Genomic DNA, 23,130 nt, shown 5'->3' on the forward strand with positions numbered 1-23,130 from the left:
GGGCATGGGCGGGGTAACCTCCCCCTCCTTATCCTCGCCCACCCTTTTTACATTTTCTTCTTGGCTTCAATCCCTAGCAGTTTTAACCCGATTGTTAAACTCAAGCTTACCATTTGGCATAGCTTCAAATAGGGTAATTCTTGGGGCGTGTCTAAAATCCTATGGGCGTTGTAAAAGCTGTGTAAATCCGCCGCGAGGGCTTTTAAATAGTCGCAAATTTTTTGCAATTCCTTGTCGTTGAACGCCCCTTGCAAGACCCTGGGTAGGTTGAGAGCGTTAAAGAGCAAGTTCTGCCCGGCGGGGGGCAAGTCCAATAGGTGGCTTTGGTGCACCGCCTCTAAGCTCCCCCCTTTTTGGGTGAATTTGTCTAGCATGGTGTGGATACGGGCGTTGGCGTAATGGATATAAAAAATGGGGTTGGTGCTATCCGTGTTTTGCAAGCTCGCCACATCAAAGTCTAAATGCGTGTCTAGCTTTTTAGACAAGAAAATAAAACGCAAAGCGTCCTTGCCCATGTCTTGCAAGACATCTTTAAGCAACACGAAATTGCCCGCCCGCTTGCTCATCTTATAAGGCTGCCCGCCCTTTAGCAGAGCCACCATTTGCACCAACAAAACCTCTAACTTGGACGAGTCGTAACCCAAGAACTGCAAGGATGCTTTAATGCGGGGGACATAGCCGTGGTGATCTGCCCCAAAAATATTAATGTAGTGGTGATAGTCCTGCTGAAACTTATAGTCGTGGTAAACAATATCGGGGGCTAAATAGGTAAAATCCCCATCAGCTTTACGCACCACGCGGTCTTTCTCATCGCCAAAGTCGCTGGATTTAAGCCACAACTTACCCTCTTCTTCATACACTCCCCCGCCCGCCTCTAGGCGTTGAAACACCTCTGCACTCTTAGAAAACACCGCTTTTTCGCTCACATACGCATCCATATGCACGCTTGCCTCAGCTAGAGTTTCTTGGATTTCTGTAAGCATTAAATCCCTAGCAAAACCCCCAAACTCTGCGCTCGACACCTCTTCATCCACCCCCTCTAAACTCTCTATTTTAAAGTGCTCTTTAGCGGCTTGAGCAAGCTCATAGATATACTCCCCCTGATAGCACTCTTTGGGATAATCCACTTGATAGCCTAAACTCTCTTTAAGCCTTAAAAACACAGATAGCCCCAAAGTTTTGATCTGTGCGCCCATATCATTGACATAATACTCGCTATGCACCTTATAGCCCAAGAATTTAGCGAGTCTACAAAAGCTGTCCCCAAACACCGCCCCCCTTGCATGCCCGATATGCAGGGGCCCCGTGGGGTTTGCGCTCACAAACTCCACATAATAACTCTCCTCTTTGCTGGGCTGTTTGCCAAAATCCTCCCCTAAAGTTAGAGCCTCATTACAAAGGCTGTTTAAAAACTCTTCTTTGAGTGTGAAGTTGATATACCCATTGAGCGGAGCGACTTGGCTAAACACCTCTTGGCACTCGGGGTGGGTGCTTAAACTCTTTGCCAGATCTTCAGCAATGAGTTTAGGGGCTTTTTTACGCACCTTGGCTAGGGGGAAGGCCACCACGCTGGCGTAATGCCCTAAAGAGCGATCTTTGGGGTGCTCTAGCACCACTTCAGTTTGTAACACCCGTTCTAATAACTCCTTGACTCTGCGGTGCATGGTTAGCTTTGTTGTTCTTGCTTGGGGGCGGTGGGGGTGGGTTGCGCGCTCTGTTGCGGGGGTTGCATGCCCACACTCTCGGGTTTTTTGCCCTCCTCCTCGTCCTCCTTAATCGCCTTTTTGAAGTTTTTAATCCCGCTGCCTAGCCCTTTGGCTAACTCGGGGATTTTCTTTGCCCCAAATAAAAGCAAAATCACCGCTAAAACAATCAACCAATGCCAAACACTAAAAGTACCCATTTTTATCCTTTATTTATGACTTGCACCCCACGCCTCACAAAATGTCTCTTTGGGGAACATCTGTTGTTTGTAGCCCAGGGTGTGGGCGACTTCCAAGACCATTCTTTTAGACAATTCCAAATCCTCGTTAATCAACACATAGTCAAACAACTCGATCTCTTGGATCTCTTGCAAGGCGGTTTGTAAACGCCGCTCGATCATCTCGTGGCTGTCTGTGTGCCTTTGTTCTAGGCGTTCTTTTAAGGTGTGGATGTTCTTTGTAGTGATGAAAATAGAAGTTGCTTTTTTGTAAACTTCTTTCACACTGCGATGCCCTTGCACATCGATGTCAAACAAGACCAACTTGCCCGCCTTTAGGGCCTTGTTGATCGGCTCTAGCGAAGTGCCGTAATAATGCCCATGCACCTTAGCCCACTCTAAAAACTGCTTATTCTCAATGCTCTTGATAAACGCTTCTTGGCTCACAAAGTAGTAATGTTGCCCCTCCACTTCGCCCGCCCTCTTGGGACGGGTGGTCGTGGAAATGGAAAAGTAAATGTTGGGGCAATGCTGTAATAAATAGCTGATTAAAGTACTTTTGCCCGAACCACTAGGCCCTGCTAAAACCAACATGCGGTAAGCGTGGTTACTCATCTTTATCCGCTAAATTGACTTGTATTTTTAATGTTTTGCCCTCTAAGAGTTTGGGGTCAATGGGTAGGTCTTTGAGTAAATCTTGCAAATTAAAACTCAAATGCAAGGGTGCTGCTCCCATTTTAAGGCTTTCTGTGGGCGCGCTCTCTTGGAGGGTTTCTTGCGCCTTTTGCTCTTGGGGAGCTTCTGCTTGGTCTTTTGTGGTTTCGGGTTTTGGGCTTTCTGTTTCTTGGGGGGGTTCTTCTGCTAAGTTTTCTATCTCTTGGGGGGCTTGCTTAGTGTCTGCTGGGGGTTTTTGGGGCTTGGGGCTGGGGCTTCATACGAGCCGTCCACCACGCTAGACATCACCGGTTCGGGGATGTCCTCAATGTTTTCATACTCTTGCGGGTCTTTTTCTAGCTCTACTTGAGATTCTTGCGTGTCTTTTGTCGCAGGGGTGTTCTCTAACTCTGCTTGGTTTTCTAGCTCTGGGTCTTCTTGTGTGTTCTCTTGGGGTTTTAGGGGTTCTTGTAGGGTTTCTTGAGGTTCTTGCGCTTTAGGGGTTTCTTGTGCGCTCTCTTGTGTTTGTGGTTCTTGTTCTTGGGGCTCAGGTTCTTTAGGGGCTGTGGATGTGTCTAAATCGTCCAATCCCTCTAGCTTGGGGACTTGCGCCTCTTCTGTGGTCTGAGGTTCTTGCGCTTTAGGTTCGGGTTGTGGTGCGGGTTCTGTGGATTCTAACTCTAAATCATCTAACCCTTCCAATTTGGGGACTTGCGCCCCCTCTGTGGCTTGGGCCTCTTGTTCTTCGGACTCTTGCTCCAAATTGTCTAACCCCTCCAAGTCTTCTAATCCCAATTGTTCTAAATTTTCTTGCGCGCTCTCTATGGTTTGGGGCTCTAGCTCTTTGGGGGTTTCTGTAGCGTTCTGTGTAGCTGTGGGTTCTTGTTCTGTGGGGATTTGGGTTTGTGATTCTTGTGTGGGTGCTTCTAATTCTGTGGGTTCGGATTCTTGGGGGATCTCTTCAGTAGGATCTGCAACTTGGGGGGTTGGCTCTGTAGATTCAGATTCGGGCTCTTGTGGGGTTTCTGCGCTTTTTTGAGCCTCTGCTTCTAGGGCTTCTAGTTTCCCTAGCATATCCATGGGGTCTTGGTCTGCGTTTTCTTTAGGGACTGGGGGTTCTTTGGAGGTTTGTAATTCGGGTTTTTTAGGTTCCTCGATTTCGTGGTCTGCAGATCGCATGAGATCGCCCATGTTTTGCATGCTGTCCATCAAATCCTGCGCCTTTGGAGAGTCCTCTTGCACCAAATCCTCTAACATTTTATCGTGTTCTAAGCCGGCGTGGGTTTCATCCTTACCGCTATCTATGGGCAACAAATCCTCCAAATCCAAAGCTAGGGGGCTTGGTTGGGGGACTTGTTCATCGGGGGAATTTTTAGCTTCTGCTGCTTGGGGAGAGACCGCTTGGGGCTCGGGCTCTTGAGGTTCTTGTTCTGGCTTTGACTGGGATTCTTCTAACTCTTGGAGCCCTTGCTCTTGGGATGTTTCTAGGTCTTTGACACTTTCTTGTGGCATTTGGGCTTCAATCTCTTTTTCTGGGAACTCTTGGGGGTTTTTTTCTAGCGTGGACTTGTCCTCTGGGATTTCTAAAACTTCCACCTTTTGTCCATCTTGGGCTATAGGCTTATTAATATCTAAGAGCCCCTCTAGCTGGTCAAGGCTCGAGTTAATATCCTTAAAAAAATCACTATCTGATTCAACCGTCGGCAAGTGCGTCTCCAGCTCATTTGCGGGGTAAACGGTGGGCGATGCAGATCCCATATTCCTTTGGAGAATATGGAGCACATCTGTGGGTAAAAAGGGTTTTTTGATATAGTGAGTGAATTCTCCAAATTCTTTAATACCCTTACGCAACAAAAGCCCACTGAAAGACACCCCACCTAAATGCGGTTTTAGGCACTCATATCCCTCACCATCTACCGCTGTGTCATCAGCGAAAAAGAAACAATCCCGATTTTCCTCAAGGGTGGGCAAAATCTCTTTAACATGCTCCTCGGCTACAAGCTCTAAGCCTAGCTTCTTGGCGATGTTCTCAAAAAGTTTACCCACCATTTTGTTCTGGTTTACTAAGAGAATTTTCAAGGACACTCCTTAAGCTAGGCTACCTAGGCTGCGGATTATAATATAAGTTCCCTTGATTTGCTTTAATTTGCTTTAATTTAACTAATTCAATTTACTTTAACAACACCACTCAAAGGAAGTCCCATGGGTCGCTTAAAAACTTTTCTACTCCCTTGTCTGTTAGCCTCTGTTTTACAAGCCACCCCTACCCTATACATGCTCCCCTACGAACAACACGAAGCCTTAAAAAGCTTGATTAGTGGGATCAACGCCGCTAAAAGCCAAATCAACATCTCCATTTACAGCTTTACACACAAGGACATCGCTAAAGCCCTTAAAGACGCGGCGAGTCGGGGCGTGAAAATCCACATCATTTACGACACCAGTGGGGCACAAGGCAAGTACTCCACAATGGGCTATCTAGCTAAATATAGAGGGATTTCTACCTGCACTCTCAGCGGTCGACAAGCGCACTTTTTTGGCAAAGGCAAAGAGTACAGAGGCATCATGCACCAAAAACTCGCCATCATTGACAACAACACGATTTTTTTAGGCTCGGCTAACTGGAGCAAAAACGCCTTTGAAAACAATTATGAATTGCTACTAAGGGATAACGACCACAGCCTCATCCAAAAAGCCCAGAGCTACTACAAAAAAATGTGGAGCGAATGCCGCTAAAAGTGATAATTATAGCCAATGTAAAAGGCAAAGGTACGGCGGAAGGTAACGCTGTAGTCGCCCCCGCTGTAGTAAATGTGGTTGATGGTGGGGATTTTAAAGCCAATGTCAATGCCATGCTGCCCCACCACTAAAGCCCTAAGTCCCACATTAAAGAGAAACTGAAATGCACTCACGCTAGGGCTAGTATCAGCGGGTAAACCCATTGCCTTTTGCCCATCCGCACCTATAAGCCAAGAGGTCCCCGCAAGGGCAACCCCGACATAAAAGCCCAAGTCCAAAGAAATGTCGTTACGATAAAAAGCCCCTTGAAAGAAGTTATAAAAAAAATCCGCCGCCGCACCATAGGTGAGTAAATTATTACCCCCATAATACTGCCCTCCCCCATAGAGGGTTTTAGGGTAATGTGCGCCAAAACCCTGCCAGTCTAAAAAGGCGTAGTAACGCGCTCCAAACATTTGGTCTTTTCTAAAATAGCCCGTGTAGCCCACATTAAAGCCCAGCCCATTTGCCCCCGCATTCATGTTGTCGCGCCCGGGGTGGCTTGTGCTCATGGCACTAGAGTTTTTGGTTAGGATCGTAACCGCGCCTGTTTGGTAATTTGCACCCACAAAGAGCCCGTCCGTCCAAGAGTTATGTTGCCTGAATTGATCGCTACTTTGCGCCTGTGCGGACACCAACCCCAAAGCCGTTCCAAAAACCCAACCCAATACCTTCTGTTTTGCCATACCACTCCCTAAAATCTTGGTGATAAGCCCTTATTATAGTATAATTTAGCCCTAAAATATGCCAACCTCAAAGGATACTCTATGGTGCTGCAACGGATTTTTAGCCTGGGCGTTTTGGCTGTGGGGATTTCTTTTATGGGGGCTGTGGAGCCTAGCATGAAATTTGACCCCCCCGATTATGTCGAAGACATGCCCTCTAAAGAGTTTATCCCGCAAATTGCCAAGCCGGGCAGTTTATTCGGGCAGGGCGAAAGACCGCTTTTTGCCGACAGACGGGCGATGAAACCCAATGATTTAATCACCGTGATTGTGTCCGAAAACTCCAGCGCAAACTACAGCACCTCTAAAAACTATACCAAAACCTCTAATGGCACTGCTACAGCCCCACGCCTTACCTACAATGGCACGAACCCCAACAAGCGCAACCAAGCCCAGTTTTTAGACGATAATGCGAACTACAGCCTCACGCAATCGGCGACCAACAACACCTTTAAGGGCGGGGGTGCGCAGAAGAAAAGCGAAGACTTGAAACTCACCCTCACCGCACGCATTGTCAAAGTCTTAGAAAATGGCAATTATTTTATCTATGGTAGCCGTGAGGTCTTGGTCGATGGAGAAAAACAAGTCATTAAAATCAGTGGGGTGATCCGCCCTTTTGACATCGCGCGCGACAACACCATCCAATCTAAATACATTGCAGATGCCAAGATTTCTTACACAAATTTGGGGGCACTGAGTGCCAGCAACAAGAAAAAAGTGGGGGGAGATGTGCTAGATTCGAGCTTTCCTTACTGATGATTGCCTTAATCTTGGCGCGTGGGGGGTCTAAACGCATTCCGCTTAAGAATATTGCGCCCTTTTTGGGCAAGCCCCTTTTAAGCTATGTCATTGAAACGGCACGAGCTAGCCAACTTTTTAGTCAAATCTTTGTCAGCACAGACCACGCCCAAATTGCCAAGATTGCCAAAGAAAATGGAGCGTGTGTTTTAGAACGCCCCACCCATTTAGCCGATGACTTTAGCACGACCCTAGATGTGGCTAGCCATGCCGCTTTAGAGCTCAAGTTAAAGCCTGAAGCTTTGCTTTGCGTGCTTTACGCCACTAGTGTGCTTTTAAGGACTACACACCTTAAGGATGCTCTGCAAGCCTTGCAGACAAACCCTCACAAAAAATACGCCTTTGCTTGCAGTGCTTACAGCGCCTCGCCTTACCGCAGCTTTAGCATTCAAAACAACACCCCCACGCCACTTTTTGCAGACAACATGTCCAAACGCTCGCAGGACTTGCCCTTGCTTTACCACGATGTCGGGCTTTTTTACTTAGGGCAAGCACAGCATTTTATGGCTAAAGAACCCCTCCTTGCCCCCCACTCCTTGCCCCTCATCTTGCCCCAAGCGTGCGTGCAAGACATCGACACCCCAGAAGATTTAAAACTTGCCACCTTGAAATACACCGCCTTGCATGAAAACGATTCATCTTTTCGCTGATGCCAGCCCACAAAGTGGGCTGGGGCATTTAAGGCGCATGCAAAAGCTCAAAGTCTTGTTAGCACCTTTGGCAAAAGTGCGCCTTTTTGCCCCCCACCCGCTAGCCGATGAACCCATTTCTTGGCTCAATCAAAAAATTTTAGGGGCTGATCTGTGCGTTGTGGACAGCTACTTAGCCACACCCAAATTTTACGCCCAAGTGCCAACTCCCTTAGTGGTTTTTGAAGATTTTTATAGGGCAGAAATAAAGTTTTCTAGCTCCACTTATGTTTTTAACCCCGCTTACAATGCCCACACAGCCTACCCTAAAGAGTTACAAAATCACTCACATTATTTTTTAGGCAGTGGGTATTACCCCATTGATCCCATATTTTGCCAAGTAAAATCCCTAAAAACCACCCCTAAAGAGGTCTTGCTGTGCTTGGGGGGCAGTGATTTAACTTTAACTCCCTTGCAAAATGCCCTAAAGCTTTTAAAGCACACCCCCCTAAAAATCCATACCATCGCCCCCAAGCCGTTACTGCCTCACTTGCCAACAGCCCACAACTTTGTTTTTGAGCCGCTCTTAAACCCCACAGAGCTCGCTAAGCGTCTATCTCAAGCCGACATTGCTCTATTTGGCGGGGGGCAGATGATCTATGAAGCCATTTTGAGTCAAACCCCACTCATTAGCCTACCCATCGCCTCTAACCAGCTCGCCCAAGTGCAGGCCCTAGCCAAAGTGGAAGCGTTGTTTCTCGCCAGCCTAGACAATCTTTTATGTGTGTTGCAAGATTTGCTAGACCTAAACGCTAGGGAGCGCATGCAAGCCGCCCAAAAGAGTTTAAAACTTGGGGATAAGCTCCTCCCCACTTTACAAGGGATTTTAACCTATGCTTAAGCACCTATTAACCCAAAGCTTTGAAATCCCTAGCCAGCATTTTGATAAAAGCCCGCCCTTGCACGCTTGCCACTTTTGCCACACCACCAAAGCCGAAAAACTCCAAATCCTAGACTTCCGCAACCACCCCACCACCACCGCTTGGATGTATACGCAACACATTTCTAAAGAAGCGCATTTGCATTTCATCGAGCAGCTGCAATACAGCCAAAACGCCGCCTACTATCTTTTTAAACAAGGTGAGACATTGCTAGGCGTGGGTTCTCTCACCCGTATAGACTTTGCCCACAACCACGCCTTTTTGGGTATTTATAAAAACCCAGACTTAAAGCACATCGGGGCTTTGATCTTAGATGGGCTAGAGTTCATCGCTTTTTTTAAGTTTGGCTTGCACGCCTTGCATTTGGAAGTGATGGCAAACAACACCCATGCCATTGTTTTTTATGAAAAACATGCCTACCGCAAGGGTGGGTTCTTGCGTGACTTTGTATGCCACGAAGACACTTATTACGATGTATGGCTCTTTTCTAAAATTTCTCCTCTAGACAAAGGCTTAAAATGACCCCCCTGGTCGTAGCAGAACTTAGTGCTAACCATGCTAACTCCCTAGAAACCGCCCAAAAATCCTTGATTGTGCTTAAAAATATAGGCGTGGGGGCGGCAAAGTTGCAAACCTATACCCCAGATTGCCTGACCCTGCCCATTAACAAGCCACCCTTCATCATTGAAGGCACGCTTTGGGATCAACAAAGCCTCTACGCACTCTACCAAGAAGCCGCCATGCCCCTAGAGTGGCACAAACCGCTTTTTGAGCTTGCCAAGAGTTTAGATTTATGCCTCTTTAGTTCGGTGTTTAGCCTCAAGGGTTTGGAGCTGTTAGAGAGCCTGGATTGCCCCCTTTATAAAATCGCCAGCTTTGAGATCACGGATTTAGAATTATTGTGCCACACCGCCAGCACCAAAAAGCCTTTAATCATTTCTACGGGTATTGCCACGCACGAGAACATCCTAGATGCGCTAGAAGTGTGCCACAAAGTGGGCAACACAAACATCACGCTTTTAAAATGCACCAGTGCCTACCCTGCCCCTTTGCAAGACGCACATTTATTAGCCATGCCAAAATTCAAAGAACTTTACGGCACAGATTACGGATTAAGCGATCACACTTTAGGGCACTTGAGCGCGATTGTCGCCACGACTTTGGGCGCAAGCGTGATCGAAAAGCATTTTACACTCGACAAGAGCTTAAAGACCCCCGATAGTGCCTTTAGCCTAGACACTAAAGAATTTAGCGCACTTGTGCAAGCCGTGAGCGACACCAAAGAAGCTTTAGGTAGCCCTACCCCACCAGTTAAAGAGCCACAAGGAGCGCAATTTGCCCGTTCGCTGTTTGTGGTTAAGCCGCTCAAAAAAGGAGAAACCATCACCAAAAGGCACATCAAAGCCTTGCGCCCCAACGCCGGGCTAGCCCCTAAGTTTCTCCCCCAAATCCTAGGCAAAAAAGCCCACCAAGATTTGGAAGTGGGGCACCCCCTAAGTTGGCAGGATTTACTCGACCCCTGAAGCCAAGCATTTGGCGCAGACCACGAATAATTTCATGTCGTGGCTGACCAATTTGGCTTGGTGCTTTTTGGCGACTTGATTTTGCCGCTCCTCAATTTCTTGGTCGACAAATTCAATGATCTCTCCGCAATGCAAGCAAATAATGTGGTCGTGGTGCTCCTTTGCTGCAATCTCGTAACGCCTGCCGTTTTTATTCGTTTCTAAAGTGTAAATAAAATTTTCTTTTTCTAAAAAATTTAAAATGCGGTAAACAGAAGAGATGCTGGTGTTTTTGTCGTTTTGACGGATGCTTTGTGTGATTTCCTCGGGACTTAAATGCGTCCCGCTTTTGTAGAGCACGCTCACCACTTCCTCACGCTGTTTGGAATTTTTAAGCCCATTTTTGCGGATCGCCAAACGCAAGCGCTCCAAAATGGATTCTAAAGTTTCTAGTCGGTTCATGCCAACTCCTTATTAAAATCATCCCATAAAAGAGAGCGAAAGTCGCTATTATACACAAATGTAGTGAATATGACTTGCCAATATAGGCACGCAAGGTTAAAATTAGGGTATAATCAAAAATTCACTTTGAAAGGGCGTGGTATGTTTTTTGGTAAAAAAGACCTGATAAAGCAGTTAGAAAACAAAGACGCAGAGATTAGGATTTTGCAAGAAAAGTTGGATTTTTACCAACAATTGATTGACTTATGCGACCACATGGGCTTTATTGGGGTAAAAGACCATAAAATTGTGTTTAAAAATGGCGACATTGTGGATTTAGAAGGGATCGACACCAAGACCAGCGACCTTAGCAACCCTAACCAAGACTTTAGCCTCAATAACCGCCTCTACAAAACCAAGAGTAAGCACATCGATGACACGCTTTATCACTCCATTACAGAAACCATAGATTTACTCACGGAGTGCGGTAAAAACTCTATTTTTAGCCTCTACTACACGGGCATGCGTGAGGGGCTAGAGGGTTTACAAGCCACCATGCAGGATATTTTTAAAGGTACAGATGAACTCACAAAAGCAGCTACAAGTGGGGGAGAACATTCCCAAGAGACGATCAATAAGCTCACCCAAGCTAGCGACAACATCAATAGCTTATACGAGAAAATGCAAAACGCCACAACTCTTGCCGACTCGCTCAACCAACGCAGCAGCGAGATCACCCAAGTGATTTCTTTAATCGACGACATTGCCGAACAAACCAACTTGCTAGCCCTAAACGCCGCCATTGAGGCGGCTAGGGCGGGCGAACACGGACGGGGCTTTGCTGTGGTCGCTGATGAGGTACGCAAACTCGCTGAGAAGACCCAAAAGGCGACCAAGGAGATCGCCGTGGTGGTTAAATCCATGCAACAAGAGGCCAGCGACATCCAAAGCAACACTCACGACACCTATGCTACTGCCGAAGTGATTAAAAACGATGTTGATAATATCAAAAACATCGCTACAATAAATTTAAATACAGCTAATGCTGCCCAATACTCTATCGATAACCTGAACAATCTTGTCTTTTGTGGTTTGGCTAAGACCGACCATGTCGTCTATAAAGCGAATTTATACGGCGTGATCTTTGACATCCCCAACAACTTTAAGATTGTGGATGGACACAATTGCCGCTTAGGCAAGTGGTATTACGAGGGTGAGGGCAAGACACTCTTTAGCAACACCTCTAGCTACCGTTCTTTAGAACCCTTCCACAACGGCTTGCACGATGATGCCAACAATCTAGTGAATATGCTCAAAGACCGCTCTAGTATCACCGAAAATGATATTGAAAAATCTATTAGTGCCGTAGAACAAGGCTCTAAAAATGTCCGCGATACGATCGATAGAATGTTTGAAGAGAAACAAGAGGAATTAAAAAAAGAAATCGCAAATATCTTAGGGCAACACCAATAATTGCCCAACTATGCGTTTGAGCTCAAAGCCTTAGAGCGGGCAAACTTACATAGAAAACGCCGCCTTTACCCACCAGGTTTAGCTGACTTTGCCTCTAACGACTATTTGGGCTTAGGGGGGCGCAAGGATTTATTGCAACAAGCTTTTGAACTCCTGCAAGAGCAAAGCACCCACGCGCCTAAAGCCTCCATGCTCGTAAATGGCTACCACCCCTTGCATCAAGAGCTAGAGAGTTATTTATGCCAGCTCTTGGACTTTGAGGCGTGCGTATTGGTGGGGAGCGGGTTTTTGGGCAATGTGGCTTTGATCGAGGCACTAGTGCGCAGAAACGATCTGCTTTTCATGGACGCGCACTACCATGCCAGCGGGCAGTTTATCGCTAAAAAATCCCCAAATACGATTTTTTTTAACCACAACGATGGCCAAGACTTGCACGCCAAATTAAAGCAACACCAACCCAAAGGGCGGATTTTAATCGCCATTGAGGGGGTGTATTCTATGGATGGCACAATTCCACCTTTGGAGATTTTAAAGTGTGCTGGAGAGCACAACGCCTATTTAGTTTTAGATGAAGCCCACAGCCTAGGCACTATTGGGACAAACTTAAAGGGGGTTTTAGAACACTACGGCTTAAAGCCCACAGAAAAAACGATTGTCTTAGGCACTTTTTCTAAAGCCTATGGGAGTTATGGGGCGTTCATTGGGGCAAGTGGTGAAATTATAGATTTTTTATGCAACCGCGCTAAGAGTATTATTTATACCACGAGTTTATCTGTGTTAGACACGGCTTTGAGCCTTGTCAACATCCAAGAAGTTTATAAAAACCCCAGCTCCTATATAGAGTTGTTAGAGCAGATGCGTGGCTGTGTAGCGGGCTTTGGCTGGCACACGCCAAGCAATATTTTAACCTTACCTCTTGCCAGCATTAAAGACTTGCTAGAAGCTCAAGAGACACTATTAGAAGAGGGATTTATTTGTGGGGCGATCCGCCCCCCCACGACTAAAAAGCCCTTACTGCGTGTGGGTTTAAATGTCCAACCTACAAACACCCTAGGGCTTTTAAAAGACCTATGCGGGTGTTTGCAAGGGCTTTATTTACCGAATCGCCCGCCGGTGGTGGGATAGCCGTAAATGGAGCCGTCTTTGATTTTCATGTGATCTTCCCAGGGCAATTTGTATTTGCCTGCGGCTAGATCCTTGATGTAGGTGAGTCCTGCATCGCTCTCACCACCGGGTTTAGCCACATAACCACGGTGACCGAGGTTGTAAATGTTGTTTTCTAGGCCCCAACTTAGGCGGGCGTTGTCTGCCATTTTGGGATAGATTTCGCCGGTAACGATCTCCCAAGGGTTGCGATGCCCTTGCACGAGAGTGGTGCCATCGAAGTTACAGATTTGCCCTTCGCCGAAGTAGTAAAAGACATTGTCATAGCCGGCGAGATTTACGCTCACGGTATACATCAAGTTGTGCCATGCATTGGAGCGGTTGGTGAGAATCCATTGGTCGTTGACTTGTGTGCTGTAGCCAGAGATGCGGATATAGACATTGCATCCTTTATAGGCGGCTTCTCTAGCGAGCTCAGGGATCATGCCATCGTGGCAGATACACACAGCAAGCTTAGAGCCACCAGGACCATCGCACACGGGCATGCCTAAATCCCCGGGATACCAAGGTTCGATGGGGTTCCAAGGGAAGAGTTTGCGGTATTTTAGGATGATTTCGCCTTGGGGGTTGATAATGATGGCGGTGTTATAGGGGTTCTTGTTTGAATCAGGATTGCGCTCCATAATGGAGAAAACCCCATAAACTTTAGCCTCTTTACACGCCTGAGCGTACATCTCTGTTTCTTTGCCAGGCACATCTAGTAAAAATTCTTCAGTGAGCCATTTAGCGGTGTTTAGCCCTTGCGTGCTGTATTCGGGGAAAATGACGAGCTCTACGCCCGGATAGCCCGCTTTCGTAGCATGTAAAGTTTTAATAATGCTTTCAATGTTGTGGTCAATGTCCTTGCGGCTGTTGACCACAGGGACTGGAAATTGGATGGCAGCGACCAAAAACCCTTCAATGGGTTTACCCATACTACCGATGCTTCCCATGAATGCTCCTTTTGCTGTTGTTACTTTATTGTGTTTTGCAACACGGGGGTATGCTAGGACTGGATATTTAACGCTGGGTAAATATTAAAAAAAGGGGAGGGGTAGGGAGCGTAAAGGGAGGCGTTGCCTCCCCTCTCCAAGCGGTGTTACTTCTTGGTGATGTTGCGGATGTATTGGTCGGCAAGATACAAGCCATGTCCGCTTTCGCCCATGAGCTTGATTTTGTCGAGGATGTTTTTAAACAAGACCTCTTCTTCGTGTTGTTCGGCGACATACCATTGCAAGAAGTTAAAGGTGGCGTAGTCTTTGTGGGCGAGCATGTGATCCACCAAGCTGTTGATGGAGTGGGTGATGTGTTGCTCGTGTTTGTAAGCTTTTTCAAAGATTTCCACCAAACTTTTAAATTCATGCTCGGGGGCTTTGACTTCTTTTAAATGCACGCCCACTTCGTTTTCATTGAGGTAGGTGATGATTTTGGTGGCATGCGCGTATTCATCGCTGGCGTGGTCGAATAAGAACAAGCCAGACCCGTCAAAGCCATGCGTATAGCACCAAGAACTCATGCTCATGTAAAGGTTGGCTGAGTAGAACTCGTCCATCACTTGTCCGTTGAGCAATTTCACAGTTTCCTTAGGCAACATAAAAACTCCTTTTGTTAGTTTGTATCATTATTATAGCTAAAATGAGAAAATAAAGTCAAGGTTTTTAGCCCCTATTTTCTTAAAATATCTAGTATTTTAAGAAACAAACAAGCTCGTTAGCCCATAGGCGATGAGAGAGAACACATACGCCACCACTGTGGTGAAAACAAAGAGATATACCACGAATTTAAAGCCCCCAGCCTCCTTGCCAAAGGTGATGGTCGCCGCAAAACAGGGGATGTAAAACATGACAAAGACGATAAAGGCAATCGCCGAGGGTAAGCGCACACTCTGCTTTAAGGCGAGTTTAGGGTCTTTCTCGCCTGCATACAGCACCGCCAAGGTCGAAACCACCACTTCCTTCGCCATAAAGCCCGCAACTAGAGACACCGATAAACGCCAATCAAAGTCCATGGGCTTAAACACCCCGTCAATGCCTCGCCCCACACGCCCCACAAAGCTATTTTCTAAACTCTCTTTGTCTAGTTTCTCTTGCAAGGCTTGCAAAGCTCGCTCTTTTGTTGAGGGGTTAGTGCGCTCGCTTGGATTTGGGTTTTAGTGGCGTTGTAGGGGGTTAAATCGGGTTTAGGGTATTGGGAGGTAAACCAAATTAAAAGCGAGCCGCCTAAAATATAAGTCCCTGCCTTTTTGATATAAGATAGACTTTTGGTGTAAATGCCAAAGTACAACACCTTTAGGCTTGGCAGGCGATACTTTGGCATTTCCATCACAAAGGACTCTTGCTTGCCCTTAAAGACGCTCAAATTTAAAAACTTTGCCATAAGCAGAGCCACCACAGCCCCCAAGATGTAAATGGCAAAGATCGCAACGCTTGCGTATTTTTGCGGGAAAAACGAGCCGACAAAGAGGACATAAATGGGCAGTCTTGCGCTGCAACTCATAAAGCCGATGACAAATAAAGTGATCAGTCTTTCGTGTTGGTTTTGCAGGGTGCGGGTTGCCATGTAAGCGGGCACAGAACAGCCAAAGCCCGTAATAAGGGGGATAAAACTCTTGCCATGCAAGCCAAACTTGTGCAAAATCCCATCGAGCAAGAAGGCGACACGGCTCATATACCCCGTGCCCTCCAAAAGCCCGATGCCTAGATACAAGATGACAATGAGGGGCAAGAAGGAGAGCACCGCTCCCACCCCCGCCACCACGCCATCGCTGAGCATTGAGGCGATTTGTGGGTTAGCGATGTGCTCTTTTAAACTTTGGCTTAAAAAAGCAAAAAAGTTATCCACCAAGTCCTGCCCGAGCCCACCCACAAGAAAGCTTAGGGTAAAGACAAGAAACATCAAGCCTAAGAAAATAGGCAAGCCATAGTATTCGTGCAAAAAGAGGCGGTCGAGCTTGCGGGTGGGGGTGGGTTTGGTTTGTTTACTCACTTCTTTAGCAAGCTGTCTACAAAATTGCAAGTCGGCTTGTGTGGGTTTGAAGTTTAAGCTATCGGCACTCTTGGCGGGGGTGGGGGCGGAGTGCAAGGCAATGATGGCATCTAATAAAGTGTTTATGTTGGTGCGTTTGTAGGCAGAGGTGGGGATGCAAGGGGCGTTTAATCTGTGCGCTAGAGTCTTGGTGTCTATCTCTAGCCCCTCTTGTTGGGCCTCGTCAAACATATTCAAGGCAAGTAGGGTTTTATGCGGGAGCTTGAGTAATTGGGTGCTAAGGGCCAAATTGCGCTCTAAGTTCGTGCAATCCAGGACATTTAAAATTAAATCATAGGTTTCTGTGTCTAAAAACTCCCTTGTGAGCTTTTCCTCTAGGGTGAAGCCATTGAGGGCATAAATGCCGGGTAGGTCTATGATGGTGATTTGTGTATCTTTGTAGGTGGTTTGCACTTGGGTTTTTTCCACCGTAACGCCTGCAAAATTGCCGACTTTTAAATGCGCTCCGCTTAGAGCATTGATGAGTGAACTTTTACCCACATTGGGTTGCCCCACGAGGGCGACAACGATCGTTTGCATGGATTGCCTTAATGACTATGAAAATGAAAACCTAAATTATATCTAAAGTTTTGCTAAAATTAGAAGTTTAGCGAAAGGACCACATGGAGCAAGAATTTAGCGTCACAGAAACGGGGCGTTTGGACCATTTTTTAGCTATGCAGTTAGGCGTGGCAACCAACCAAGCCCTGCAGTGCATTAAGGCGAACTGTGTGTGGGTGAACTCTAAGCCTTGCAACAAGGGGGGGGTGAAGCTCAAGGCGGGGGATGTGGTGGTTTTCACCCCCCCAAAGGTGCAAGCAAAGCCCACTTGCGCCCCCTTAGATTTTGAGGTGATTTATGAGGATGCAGACTTGTTGGTGCTCAATAAACCGCCTCACTTGGTGGTGCATCCGGCTAAGGGTGTGTGCGAACCAACTTTATTAGACCACTTAAAGGCAAAGGGCTATCGCTTGTCTACGCTTAGTGGGGAGTTGCGCTGTGGGATTGTGCACCGCCTTGATAAGGACACGAGCGGGGCGATCGTCATTGCCAAGACAAATTTAGCCCACGCCCACCTAGCCACACAGCTCAAAAACAAAGAGATGGGGCGTTATTATTTAGCCATTTTAAGCACGCCTTTAAACGCACCCACTAAGGTAGAGTGCCGCTTAGGCCGCCACCCCAAGAACCGCCTAAAGATGACAAACTTAGACGCTTTGCGCCAAGAAATCAAGGGGGGCAAGTGGTCTAAGAGTGCGTTTATGCCCCTTGTAACCAATGCCAAGGGGCAACAGCTCATTGCCATAAAGCTTTATAGTGGGCGCACGCACCAAATCCGCGCACATTTAGAGAGCTTAAACCGCCACATTGTGGGCGATCCTTTATACGGGCAAGCGGACAGCTATGGGGGGCGGATTTTGCTCCACGCTTATTTGCTTTATTGTATTCACCCGCACACGGGACAGAGCCTACTTTTTAAAGCCCAAATTTTGCCTGATATGCTAGAATATTTGCAAGATAATTTTCAAGAGGTTTTGTGGGATGGGCTTTTACAAGAACGCCGTATTTTTGATTTGTTTGGGGCTGATTTTTAGCAGTTGCGCCCACCCCCACAAGAACGACACGCTCTCTTTCAACCAACAAAAAGAGGCGACTAACGCTAGTCTGCCCGTGGTGCAAGGCATTAGAACGATCAACGATGTGGAGTCGGTGGGCTTTGAGTGGCAGGCGATTGATAGGCCTTGGCTCATTGACGGCTTTGTGATTTACCGCATGCAAAAAGACCAAACCTACCGGCGGGTCGCCACGATTAGAAACCCCCTAGCCACGCACTACTACGATGATGGGCTGACTCCGCAAACCGACTACACCTACCAAATCGCCACGATCGGCAGGAATGGGGGCATTTCGCAAATGTCGGCGGCGATCCTAGTGCATACCTCTTATATTAACCCCGTTGAAAGGGTCTTTGCCAGCCAAGCCAGCCCCCAAGAGATCAAAATCTTTTGGAGTCCGCACCCCAATCCTAGCATCGCCCGTTACATCGTGCAAAGGGAAAACCCTGATGGCAAGTTCTCTAATATCGGGGTGGTGAAAAACCGCTTGTATGTGGAGTATTTTGACAAGAATTTACCCAGTGGGGCGAAGCAACACTATAGAGTGATTGCCGAGAACTTTGATGGAGCAAAGTCCTTGCCTAGCGTGGTGGTGGAGGGGCAGACTAGACCCTTGCCCCTGCCCCTTGTGAATTTGCAAGCGAGCACCAATTTAACCCGCAAGGTGGAGCTGTCGTGGACCCCTTCAAGCCAAAGCGATGTGGTGGCTTACCGGATCTATGCCACAAACCGCCTAGACGGGCATTTTAAGAGCATTGCCGAAACCAAAGCCCCCCACTACACCGATGAGGTGGATATGGACGGGGCAGAGCGCTTTTATAAGGTCGTGGCGGTGGATAGCAGCGGTTTAGAGGGGGCGATGCCAAACGAAGCAGCTAAAGGCATGACCTTGCCCCGTCCAACCACGCCCATCATCACCAAGGGTACGATTGAGGACGGGCAGGCGATCATTGAGTGGCAGGGGGTGAGCGATGGACGGGTGAAGTCCTATGCCGTCTATCGCTTTGATGGCAGTTCCAATTCTAGCCCCCTGCGCTTTGGCAACTTAACCACCACCCAATTCATCGATAAGCACATGGAAAATGGGCAAAAATACCGCTACCAAGTGGTGAGCATTGATGGTGCCGGACTAGAATCACGCCCTAGTAAAGAAGTGGAATTGCGTCTAGACCGCTAACATGCCTCATTTTTACGCCAAAGAGCTAGCCACACCGCCCATGCCCTTTGAAGAGCAGGGCTTTAAATTTTGCTATGAAGCCCAAAGTTTAAGGGACCCTAGGGTGAGCCTAATACGGGTGCAACACCCCTCAAGCGATTTTTGTTTGCTAAAAATTGTGCAACAAGGGGGGGTTTTATGCAAGGGAGAGAAATCCAGTCGCCCTATTCCTGTGGGGATTTTGCAACACGCCCTAGAGGTTTTAAGCCACTATGGCAAGCAGGTTAGGGGCAATTTAGCCCTAAGCCACTGCCCTAGTCGGGCGTTTTTAATGGATTTTGGGCGTTTTGACTTTGAGAAGTTTTATTTGGAAATCGGCTTTGGCTCGGGGCGGTTTTTGCTCCAAAAGGCACAAGCAAACCCTGAAAATATTTATATCGGTTTGGAGGTACATACCCCATCCATAGAACAGGTCTTGCGCCAAATTGAGCTTTTGGGGCTCAAAAATCTTTACATCGCCCACGCCGATGCAAGGACACTCTTAGAGGTTTTGCCCCCAAATTGTGAGGGGCTAGACATCCACTTCCCCGTGCCATGGCCAAAACACCCCAATCGGCGCATTTTCACCCCACACACCCTAGAGAACATGTTAGCCATTTTGCGCCCAAAGGGGGAGATTTGGTTGAGGACGGATAGTTTGGAGTATTTTAAATCCAGCCTAGAGCTCGCCCTAAATGCCCCCACCTGCCAAGCCACCATTGCCAAGAACGCCCCCCAGGAGGTGGTGAGTAAATACGAAGCCCGTTGGGTGCGCCAGGAAAAGGACATTTACGACTTGCGCCTACAATCTAGTGCTAAAAGCGTGCACCCAAACTTACCCTTATTGTTGCCAATGCCGCAAAATGTCAAACCCAAAGGGGTGAAAGCATCTAGTTTATGGCAAAAAAAACCCATAATAGGGGAGGATTATTTTTTAAATATCCAAGATGTGCTAGAATACGAGGATTCATGGTTACTCGCAGTGAGTTTGGGCGATGTGCGTTTCCCTTTGAATAAAATCCTTTGTTGGGATCGTGGGGGTGGGGGTTTGGAGTATGTGGGAGGTGTGCCTTTCAACACGAAAGCGCAACGCCACGCCCATGAAGCGTTGTGCGCTCTCTTACAGGAGGTTTGAAGTTGGGAAGCATCATTTTTGCGCGGGATTTGTCCTTAGGCTACAAAAAGGACGAGTGGGTGATTAAGGGGGCGCATTTTAAAATTGAGCAGAAAGACTTTGTCTTTATCTCGGGGGCGAGTGGGAGTGGAAAAAGCACGCTTTTACGCTCTTTGTATGGGGATTTGCCCATTTTGAGGGGGGATTTAGAAGTGTGTAATATCAGCGTGAATCGGGCTTCTAAGAGTTTTATCAACGAGCTTAGGCGCAATATCGGGGTGGTGTTTCAGGACTATAAGCTCATTGAAGAGTGGACGGTGGAGCAGAACATCAAGCTGCCTATGATCATTAATGGCTATAAAAAAGAGGAGTGCAATATCCAAGCCGAAAAGCTCTTAGCCCATGTGGATTTACTCTATAAATCTAACCGCTACCCTTTGGAGTTAAGCGGGGGCGAGCAGCAACGGGTGGCTATGGCTAGAGCGATCGCCCACAAGCCTTTTTTAATCCTAGCCGACGAGCCCACGGGCAATTTGGACGACTACTCAAGCGACATGATTTGGAGCTTGCTAAAGGGGGCAAACAAACAATTAGACATCACCATCGTAGTTGTAACACACAGAATCCCTAGCAATTTCAATATCCCCTACCGCAAGCTTTATATCAAGGATGGAGAGGTGCATGAATACACTTAAGGAGCACTTAGCTTTTTTATTGCCCTTAATCGCCCTTTTATTTAGCCTAGAGAGCATTTTATTTATCCAGCGGGCGGTGCATATGCGCGAGGAAAAGCTGTCTAAGAATTACGCCATCACCATTGTGAGCCACCAAAAGCTCTCGTTGCAATTCATCCGCCAAAACATCCCAAGCAGCGCATCTTTGAACCTCATCAGCCCCGATGCGCTCTTAGAACGCTTGAAGCAGAATTTAAGCGCAGCGAGCATTGCTAATCTTAAGAAGAATCTACCCTTTTTCTATTCGCTCAAGTTGTCCTTATTCCCCACCTTAGAGCAGTTGCACCAAATCAACCAACGGCTCTTGAAAATCCCGGGCGTGGAGAAGGTGGAGGTTTTTAGCAAGACCCACGATCAAGAATACCGCCTCTTGCTTTTGCTGAAAAAAAACACCCTCATTTTCGCATCCATTGTAGGCATGCTCTCCATTCTCTTGCTCGTCAAGCAGATCAGTGTATGGCATTTGCAATACGCCAAGCGCATCGAAATCATGGACTTGTTGGGCGCACCCATGCGGATCAAAAACGGCTTTTTATTCAGGCTAGCTTTCATAGATTCGCTCATTGCAAGTGGAGTGGTGTTGCTGGGGAGTTTATACCTGTCTTGGCAGGAGCAATTCCAATCGATGTTGCAAGTGCTTGAGATTGAAAATCATTTATTCGTGTGGCAAGAAGACACCCTGATCTTTTTGTTCACTTCGGTTATAGTATCCTTCGTCTGTGTTTGGATTGTTGTTGTCCAAAGGAGAGTGGCATGAAAAGATGCATAGGGTTTTTAGTGTGGTGTTTGTCCCTGAGTTTTTTGGGTGCTCAAGCAATTGAAGAGATCGATAAAAATATCAGCCTAAACCAGAGTAAGCTTAAAGCCACTGCTCTAGAAAAAACCAAAATCAGCAACCGTTTAAGTAGCTTAGGTGATGCCATTAACCAAAAATACCAACAGAGCCAAGAACTCTCTAGACAAATACAAAATATCCAAAGGGACATTGCTAAAAACCAAGCCCAAAACCAAGCCCAAGAAAAATCCCTAGAGGAAAACCGCCTTTTCTTAGAGAGTTTACAAAAGAGCCGTAGTAAGATCCAAGATTTTGTCACCACTCTTCTCTTAAAGGATATGCTCTTTGTAATGGTTTTGGATAAACAAGATTTAGCCACCACTGAGGACATTATGCTCCAAACCGCTTTCAAATATCTAAGCCATGATTCGCGATCCCGACTAGCTACCCTAAATGCCCAAGAAGAGCAGATCAGTACCCGTATCGCCCAAATTGTGCGCAACATTAACCAAATGGGCGCAACCATCAACGCCCAAGAGAACCGCAAACACAATTTACAGAACATGGTCGCCACCCAACAAAAGTTGATCAAGAACATGCGTGCTGAGTTGGTGCTTTATAATAAAAAACTTGAAAATTTGGATAAGGAACGCAAGGAATTAGATCAACTCTTGGTCTCCTTAAACATTGTCAAGCAAAGAGAATTGGAACGCCAAAGACACTCCCAAAGAAGCGAAACAACCACTACGGGTCTAAAAGCCCCTCTAGAGGTGCGCCAAGTGGCTAGCTCTTATAGAAATATAACCACAACCGTCTACAACGGACCGAAGACCATCGCTCCCTTAGCTAGCTATAAAATCGTGCAGAAATTCGGTCCCTATTTTGACCCAGTGTATAAACTTAAAGTTTTTAACGAGGCAGTAACTTTGGTTTCAACCAAGCCTAACGCTGTTGTCCGCAACATTTTTGATGGACGGGTGGTGTATGCCAAAGAAGTGCCTATTTTAAAAAAGGTTATCATCATCGAACATAAGGATGGCATGCACACCATTTACTCCCAACTTGATAAGATTGCCCCTACGATTCGGCATGGCTTGAGGGTGCAAAAAGGCTATGTGATTGGGCGTATCGACCAACGCTTGAGTTTTGAAGTCACTTTAAAAGACAAACACATTAACCCTATGGAAATCATTGCTCGTACGCAGTGATGATATTGCGACGGTATATATAAATAAAAATAAGGGCGTGCCGATCTTGGGAAAAAAGGAGTGCCTATGCCTACTGAGATTGCGAGTGTCTCCCCTCACATTACCACGATGCAATTGGATATGTCGCATGCTAGTCATGCCCAAGATTTAAAACCCCAACAAGCGTCCTTTGTCAGTGAGACCAAGTTAGAACAAACTCAAGAAGAAGGGTCTCCTTTAAAGGAACAAGATTTGCAGAAGTTAGCTAAAGAGCTCAATGAAAAGATGAAGCAAATTGAGTCGCAATTGACCTTTAGTTATAACGAGGTTTTGCATAGTCTTGTTGTAATGATCAAAGATAGCAATGGGGATCGGATCATCCGCGAAATCCCCTCACAGGAAGCGATTAGGTTGACTGAAAAGATGCGGGATATTTTGGGGATCATCTTTGATAAGAAGGGTTAGAGTGTACCGGAGCAA

The 23,130-nt window shown here is 46.8% G+C and carries 24 protein-coding genes and 1 pseudogene; 15 read left to right on the forward strand and 10 right to left on the reverse strand.

Features of this window, described 5'->3' with window-relative positions; all coding sequences use genetic code 11:
• Positions 1–47: 47 nt before the first annotated feature.
• The 5 genes from argS to K6J74_RS03685 all read right to left on the reverse strand — a co-directional run bounded on the left by argS (position 48) and on the right by K6J74_RS03685 (position 4,654).
• Positions 48–1,664 carry an arginine--tRNA ligase gene (gene argS, locus K6J74_RS03670; protein ID WP_221272504.1) on the reverse strand — a complete coding sequence of 539 codons (1,617 nt, stop codon included), beginning with the start codon at positions 1,662–1,664 and terminating at the stop codon, positions 48–50.
• Between the two features lie 2 nt (positions 1,665–1,666).
• Complete coding sequence (locus K6J74_RS03675; RefSeq protein WP_221272505.1) at positions 1,667–1,903, reverse strand: twin-arginine translocase TatA/TatE family subunit; 237 nt, start codon at positions 1,901–1,903, stop codon at positions 1,667–1,669.
• Between the two features lie 9 nt (positions 1,904–1,912).
• Positions 1,913–2,536 carry a guanylate kinase gene (gene gmk / locus K6J74_RS03680; protein ID WP_221272506.1) on the reverse strand — a complete coding sequence of 208 codons (624 nt, stop codon included), beginning with the start codon at positions 2,534–2,536 and terminating at the stop codon, positions 1,913–1,915.
• On the reverse strand, positions 2,529–2,657 hold the full coding sequence (locus K6J74_RS08525; protein WP_260321697.1) for a hypothetical protein: 129 nt from the start codon (positions 2,655–2,657) through the stop codon (positions 2,529–2,531). Before K6J74_RS08525 ends, gmk begins: the two co-directional genes overlap by 8 nt.
• Positions 2,658–2,791: 134 nt before the next feature.
• Positions 2,792–4,654 carry a hypothetical protein gene (locus K6J74_RS03685; RefSeq protein ID WP_221272507.1) on the reverse strand — a complete coding sequence of 621 codons (1,863 nt, stop codon included), beginning with the start codon at positions 4,652–4,654 and terminating at the stop codon, positions 2,792–2,794.
• A gap of 123 nt (positions 4,655–4,777) precedes the next feature.
• Here K6J74_RS03685 and K6J74_RS03690 point away from each other — a divergent pair, with 123 nt between their 5' ends.
• Positions 4,778–5,311, forward strand: a complete 534-nt coding sequence (locus tag K6J74_RS03690; protein ID WP_221272508.1) for a phospholipase D-like domain-containing protein — start codon at positions 4,778–4,780, stop codon at positions 5,309–5,311.
• Here K6J74_RS03690 and K6J74_RS03695 read toward each other — a convergent pair.
• Positions 5,308–6,039 carry an outer membrane protein gene (locus K6J74_RS03695; protein WP_221272509.1) on the reverse strand — a complete coding sequence of 244 codons (732 nt, stop codon included), beginning with the start codon at positions 6,037–6,039 and terminating at the stop codon, positions 5,308–5,310. The two genes, K6J74_RS03690 and K6J74_RS03695, sit on opposite strands and share 4 nt — an antisense overlap.
• An 87-nt stretch (positions 6,040–6,126) precedes the next feature.
• Here K6J74_RS03695 and flgH point away from each other — a divergent pair, with 87 nt between their 5' ends.
• From flgH to pseI, 5 genes are read left to right on the forward strand one after another with little or no spacing between them, the layout of a single operon-like run.
• Positions 6,127–6,834 (forward strand): flagellar basal body L-ring protein FlgH, encoded by a 708-nt coding sequence (gene flgH, locus K6J74_RS03700; RefSeq protein ID WP_221272576.1) that lies wholly within the window; start codon positions 6,127–6,129, stop codon positions 6,832–6,834.
• Positions 6,834–7,526, forward strand: a complete 693-nt coding sequence (gene pseF, locus K6J74_RS03705; protein WP_221272510.1) for a pseudaminic acid cytidylyltransferase — start codon at positions 6,834–6,836, stop codon at positions 7,524–7,526. Before flgH ends, pseF begins: the two co-directional genes overlap by 1 nt.
• Positions 7,501–8,406: a hypothetical protein gene (locus K6J74_RS03710; protein WP_221272511.1), complete on the forward strand. Its 906-nt coding sequence runs from the start codon at positions 7,501–7,503 to the stop codon at positions 8,404–8,406. The genes pseF and K6J74_RS03710 overlap by 26 nt, the downstream gene beginning before the upstream one ends.
• Positions 8,399–8,968, forward strand: coding sequence for a UDP-4-amino-4,6-dideoxy-N-acetyl-beta-L-altrosamine N-acetyltransferase (gene pseH, locus K6J74_RS03715; RefSeq protein ID WP_221272512.1), 570 nt, complete (start codon positions 8,399–8,401; stop codon positions 8,966–8,968). Before K6J74_RS03710 ends, pseH begins: the two co-directional genes overlap by 8 nt.
• On the forward strand, positions 8,965–9,969 hold the full coding sequence (gene pseI / locus K6J74_RS03720) for a pseudaminic acid synthase (RefSeq protein WP_221272513.1): 1,005 nt from the start codon (positions 8,965–8,967) through the stop codon (positions 9,967–9,969). Before pseH ends, pseI begins: the two co-directional genes overlap by 4 nt.
• On the opposite strand, the gene fur is transcribed toward pseI, so the two are convergent.
• Positions 9,955–10,410 (reverse strand): ferric iron uptake transcriptional regulator, encoded by a 456-nt coding sequence (fur, locus tag K6J74_RS03725; protein WP_221272514.1) that lies wholly within the window; start codon positions 10,408–10,410, stop codon positions 9,955–9,957. The two genes, pseI and fur, sit on opposite strands and share 15 nt — an antisense overlap.
• 141 nt (positions 10,411–10,551) lie before the next feature.
• Between fur and K6J74_RS03730 the strand changes: the two genes are divergently transcribed.
• Together K6J74_RS03730 and K6J74_RS03735 are read left to right on the forward strand one after the other, a co-directional pair.
• Positions 10,552–11,862, forward strand: coding sequence for a methyl-accepting chemotaxis protein (locus K6J74_RS03730; protein WP_221272515.1), 1,311 nt, complete (start codon positions 10,552–10,554; stop codon positions 11,860–11,862).
• The gene (locus K6J74_RS03735; protein ID WP_221272516.1) at positions 11,863–12,987 is read left to right on the forward strand and encodes an aminotransferase class I/II-fold pyridoxal phosphate-dependent enzyme; all 1,125 of its coding nucleotides are present in this window, start codon (positions 11,863–11,865) and stop codon (positions 12,985–12,987) included.
• Here the strand turns inward: K6J74_RS03735 and K6J74_RS03740 are convergent.
• The 3 genes and pseudogenes from K6J74_RS03740 to feoB form a co-directional block, all read right to left on the reverse strand.
• The gene (locus tag K6J74_RS03740; protein ID WP_221272517.1) at positions 12,954–13,958 is read right to left on the reverse strand and encodes a formamidase; all 1,005 of its coding nucleotides are present in this window, start codon (positions 13,956–13,958) and stop codon (positions 12,954–12,956) included. The two genes, K6J74_RS03735 and K6J74_RS03740, sit on opposite strands and share 34 nt — an antisense overlap.
• Before the next feature lie 146 nt (positions 13,959–14,104).
• Positions 14,105–14,599, reverse strand: a complete 495-nt coding sequence (locus K6J74_RS03745) for a ferritin (protein ID WP_221272518.1) — start codon at positions 14,597–14,599, stop codon at positions 14,105–14,107.
• A gap of 96 nt (positions 14,600–14,695) precedes the next feature.
• Positions 14,696–16,569: pseudogene (feoB, locus tag K6J74_RS03750) on the reverse strand (ferrous iron transport protein B).
• A gap of 83 nt (positions 16,570–16,652) precedes the next feature.
• Between feoB and K6J74_RS03755 the strand changes: the two are divergent.
• From K6J74_RS03755 to K6J74_RS03785, 7 genes are all read left to right on the forward strand, one after another.
• The gene (locus K6J74_RS03755; protein WP_221272519.1) at positions 16,653–17,624 is read left to right on the forward strand and encodes an RluA family pseudouridine synthase; all 972 of its coding nucleotides are present in this window, start codon (positions 16,653–16,655) and stop codon (positions 17,622–17,624) included.
• On the forward strand, positions 17,572–18,822 hold the full coding sequence (locus K6J74_RS03760) for a fibronectin type III domain-containing protein (RefSeq protein ID WP_221272520.1): 1,251 nt from the start codon (positions 17,572–17,574) through the stop codon (positions 18,820–18,822). Before K6J74_RS03755 ends, K6J74_RS03760 begins: the two co-directional genes overlap by 53 nt.
• 1 nt (position 18,823) lies before the next feature.
• Positions 18,824–19,975, forward strand: a complete 1,152-nt coding sequence (gene trmB / locus K6J74_RS03765; protein WP_221272521.1) for a tRNA (guanosine(46)-N7)-methyltransferase TrmB — start codon at positions 18,824–18,826, stop codon at positions 19,973–19,975.
• 2 nt (positions 19,976–19,977) lie between these two features.
• The gene (locus K6J74_RS03770) at positions 19,978–20,649 is read left to right on the forward strand and encodes a cell division ATP-binding protein FtsE (protein WP_221272522.1); all 672 of its coding nucleotides are present in this window, start codon (positions 19,978–19,980) and stop codon (positions 20,647–20,649) included.
• Entirely contained in the window at positions 20,636–21,445 is an 810-nt protein-coding gene (locus tag K6J74_RS03775; protein ID WP_221272523.1) for a cell division FtsX domain-containing protein, read from the forward strand. The genes K6J74_RS03770 and K6J74_RS03775 overlap by 14 nt, the downstream gene beginning before the upstream one ends.
• Positions 21,442–22,671, forward strand: a complete 1,230-nt coding sequence (locus tag K6J74_RS03780; RefSeq protein ID WP_221272524.1) for a murein hydrolase activator EnvC family protein — start codon at positions 21,442–21,444, stop codon at positions 22,669–22,671. The genes K6J74_RS03775 and K6J74_RS03780 overlap by 4 nt, the downstream gene beginning before the upstream one ends.
• 66 nt (positions 22,672–22,737) lie before the next feature.
• Positions 22,738–23,115, forward strand: coding sequence for a flagellar protein FlaG (locus K6J74_RS03785; RefSeq protein WP_221272525.1), 378 nt, complete (start codon positions 22,738–22,740; stop codon positions 23,113–23,115).
• The last annotated feature ends 15 nt before the right edge of the window (positions 23,116–23,130 follow it).

This window comes from Helicobacter sp. NHP19-012, from assembly GCF_019703325.1.
GTDB classification, from domain to species: Bacteria; Campylobacterota; Campylobacteria; order Campylobacterales; family Helicobacteraceae; genus Helicobacter; species Helicobacter gastrofelis.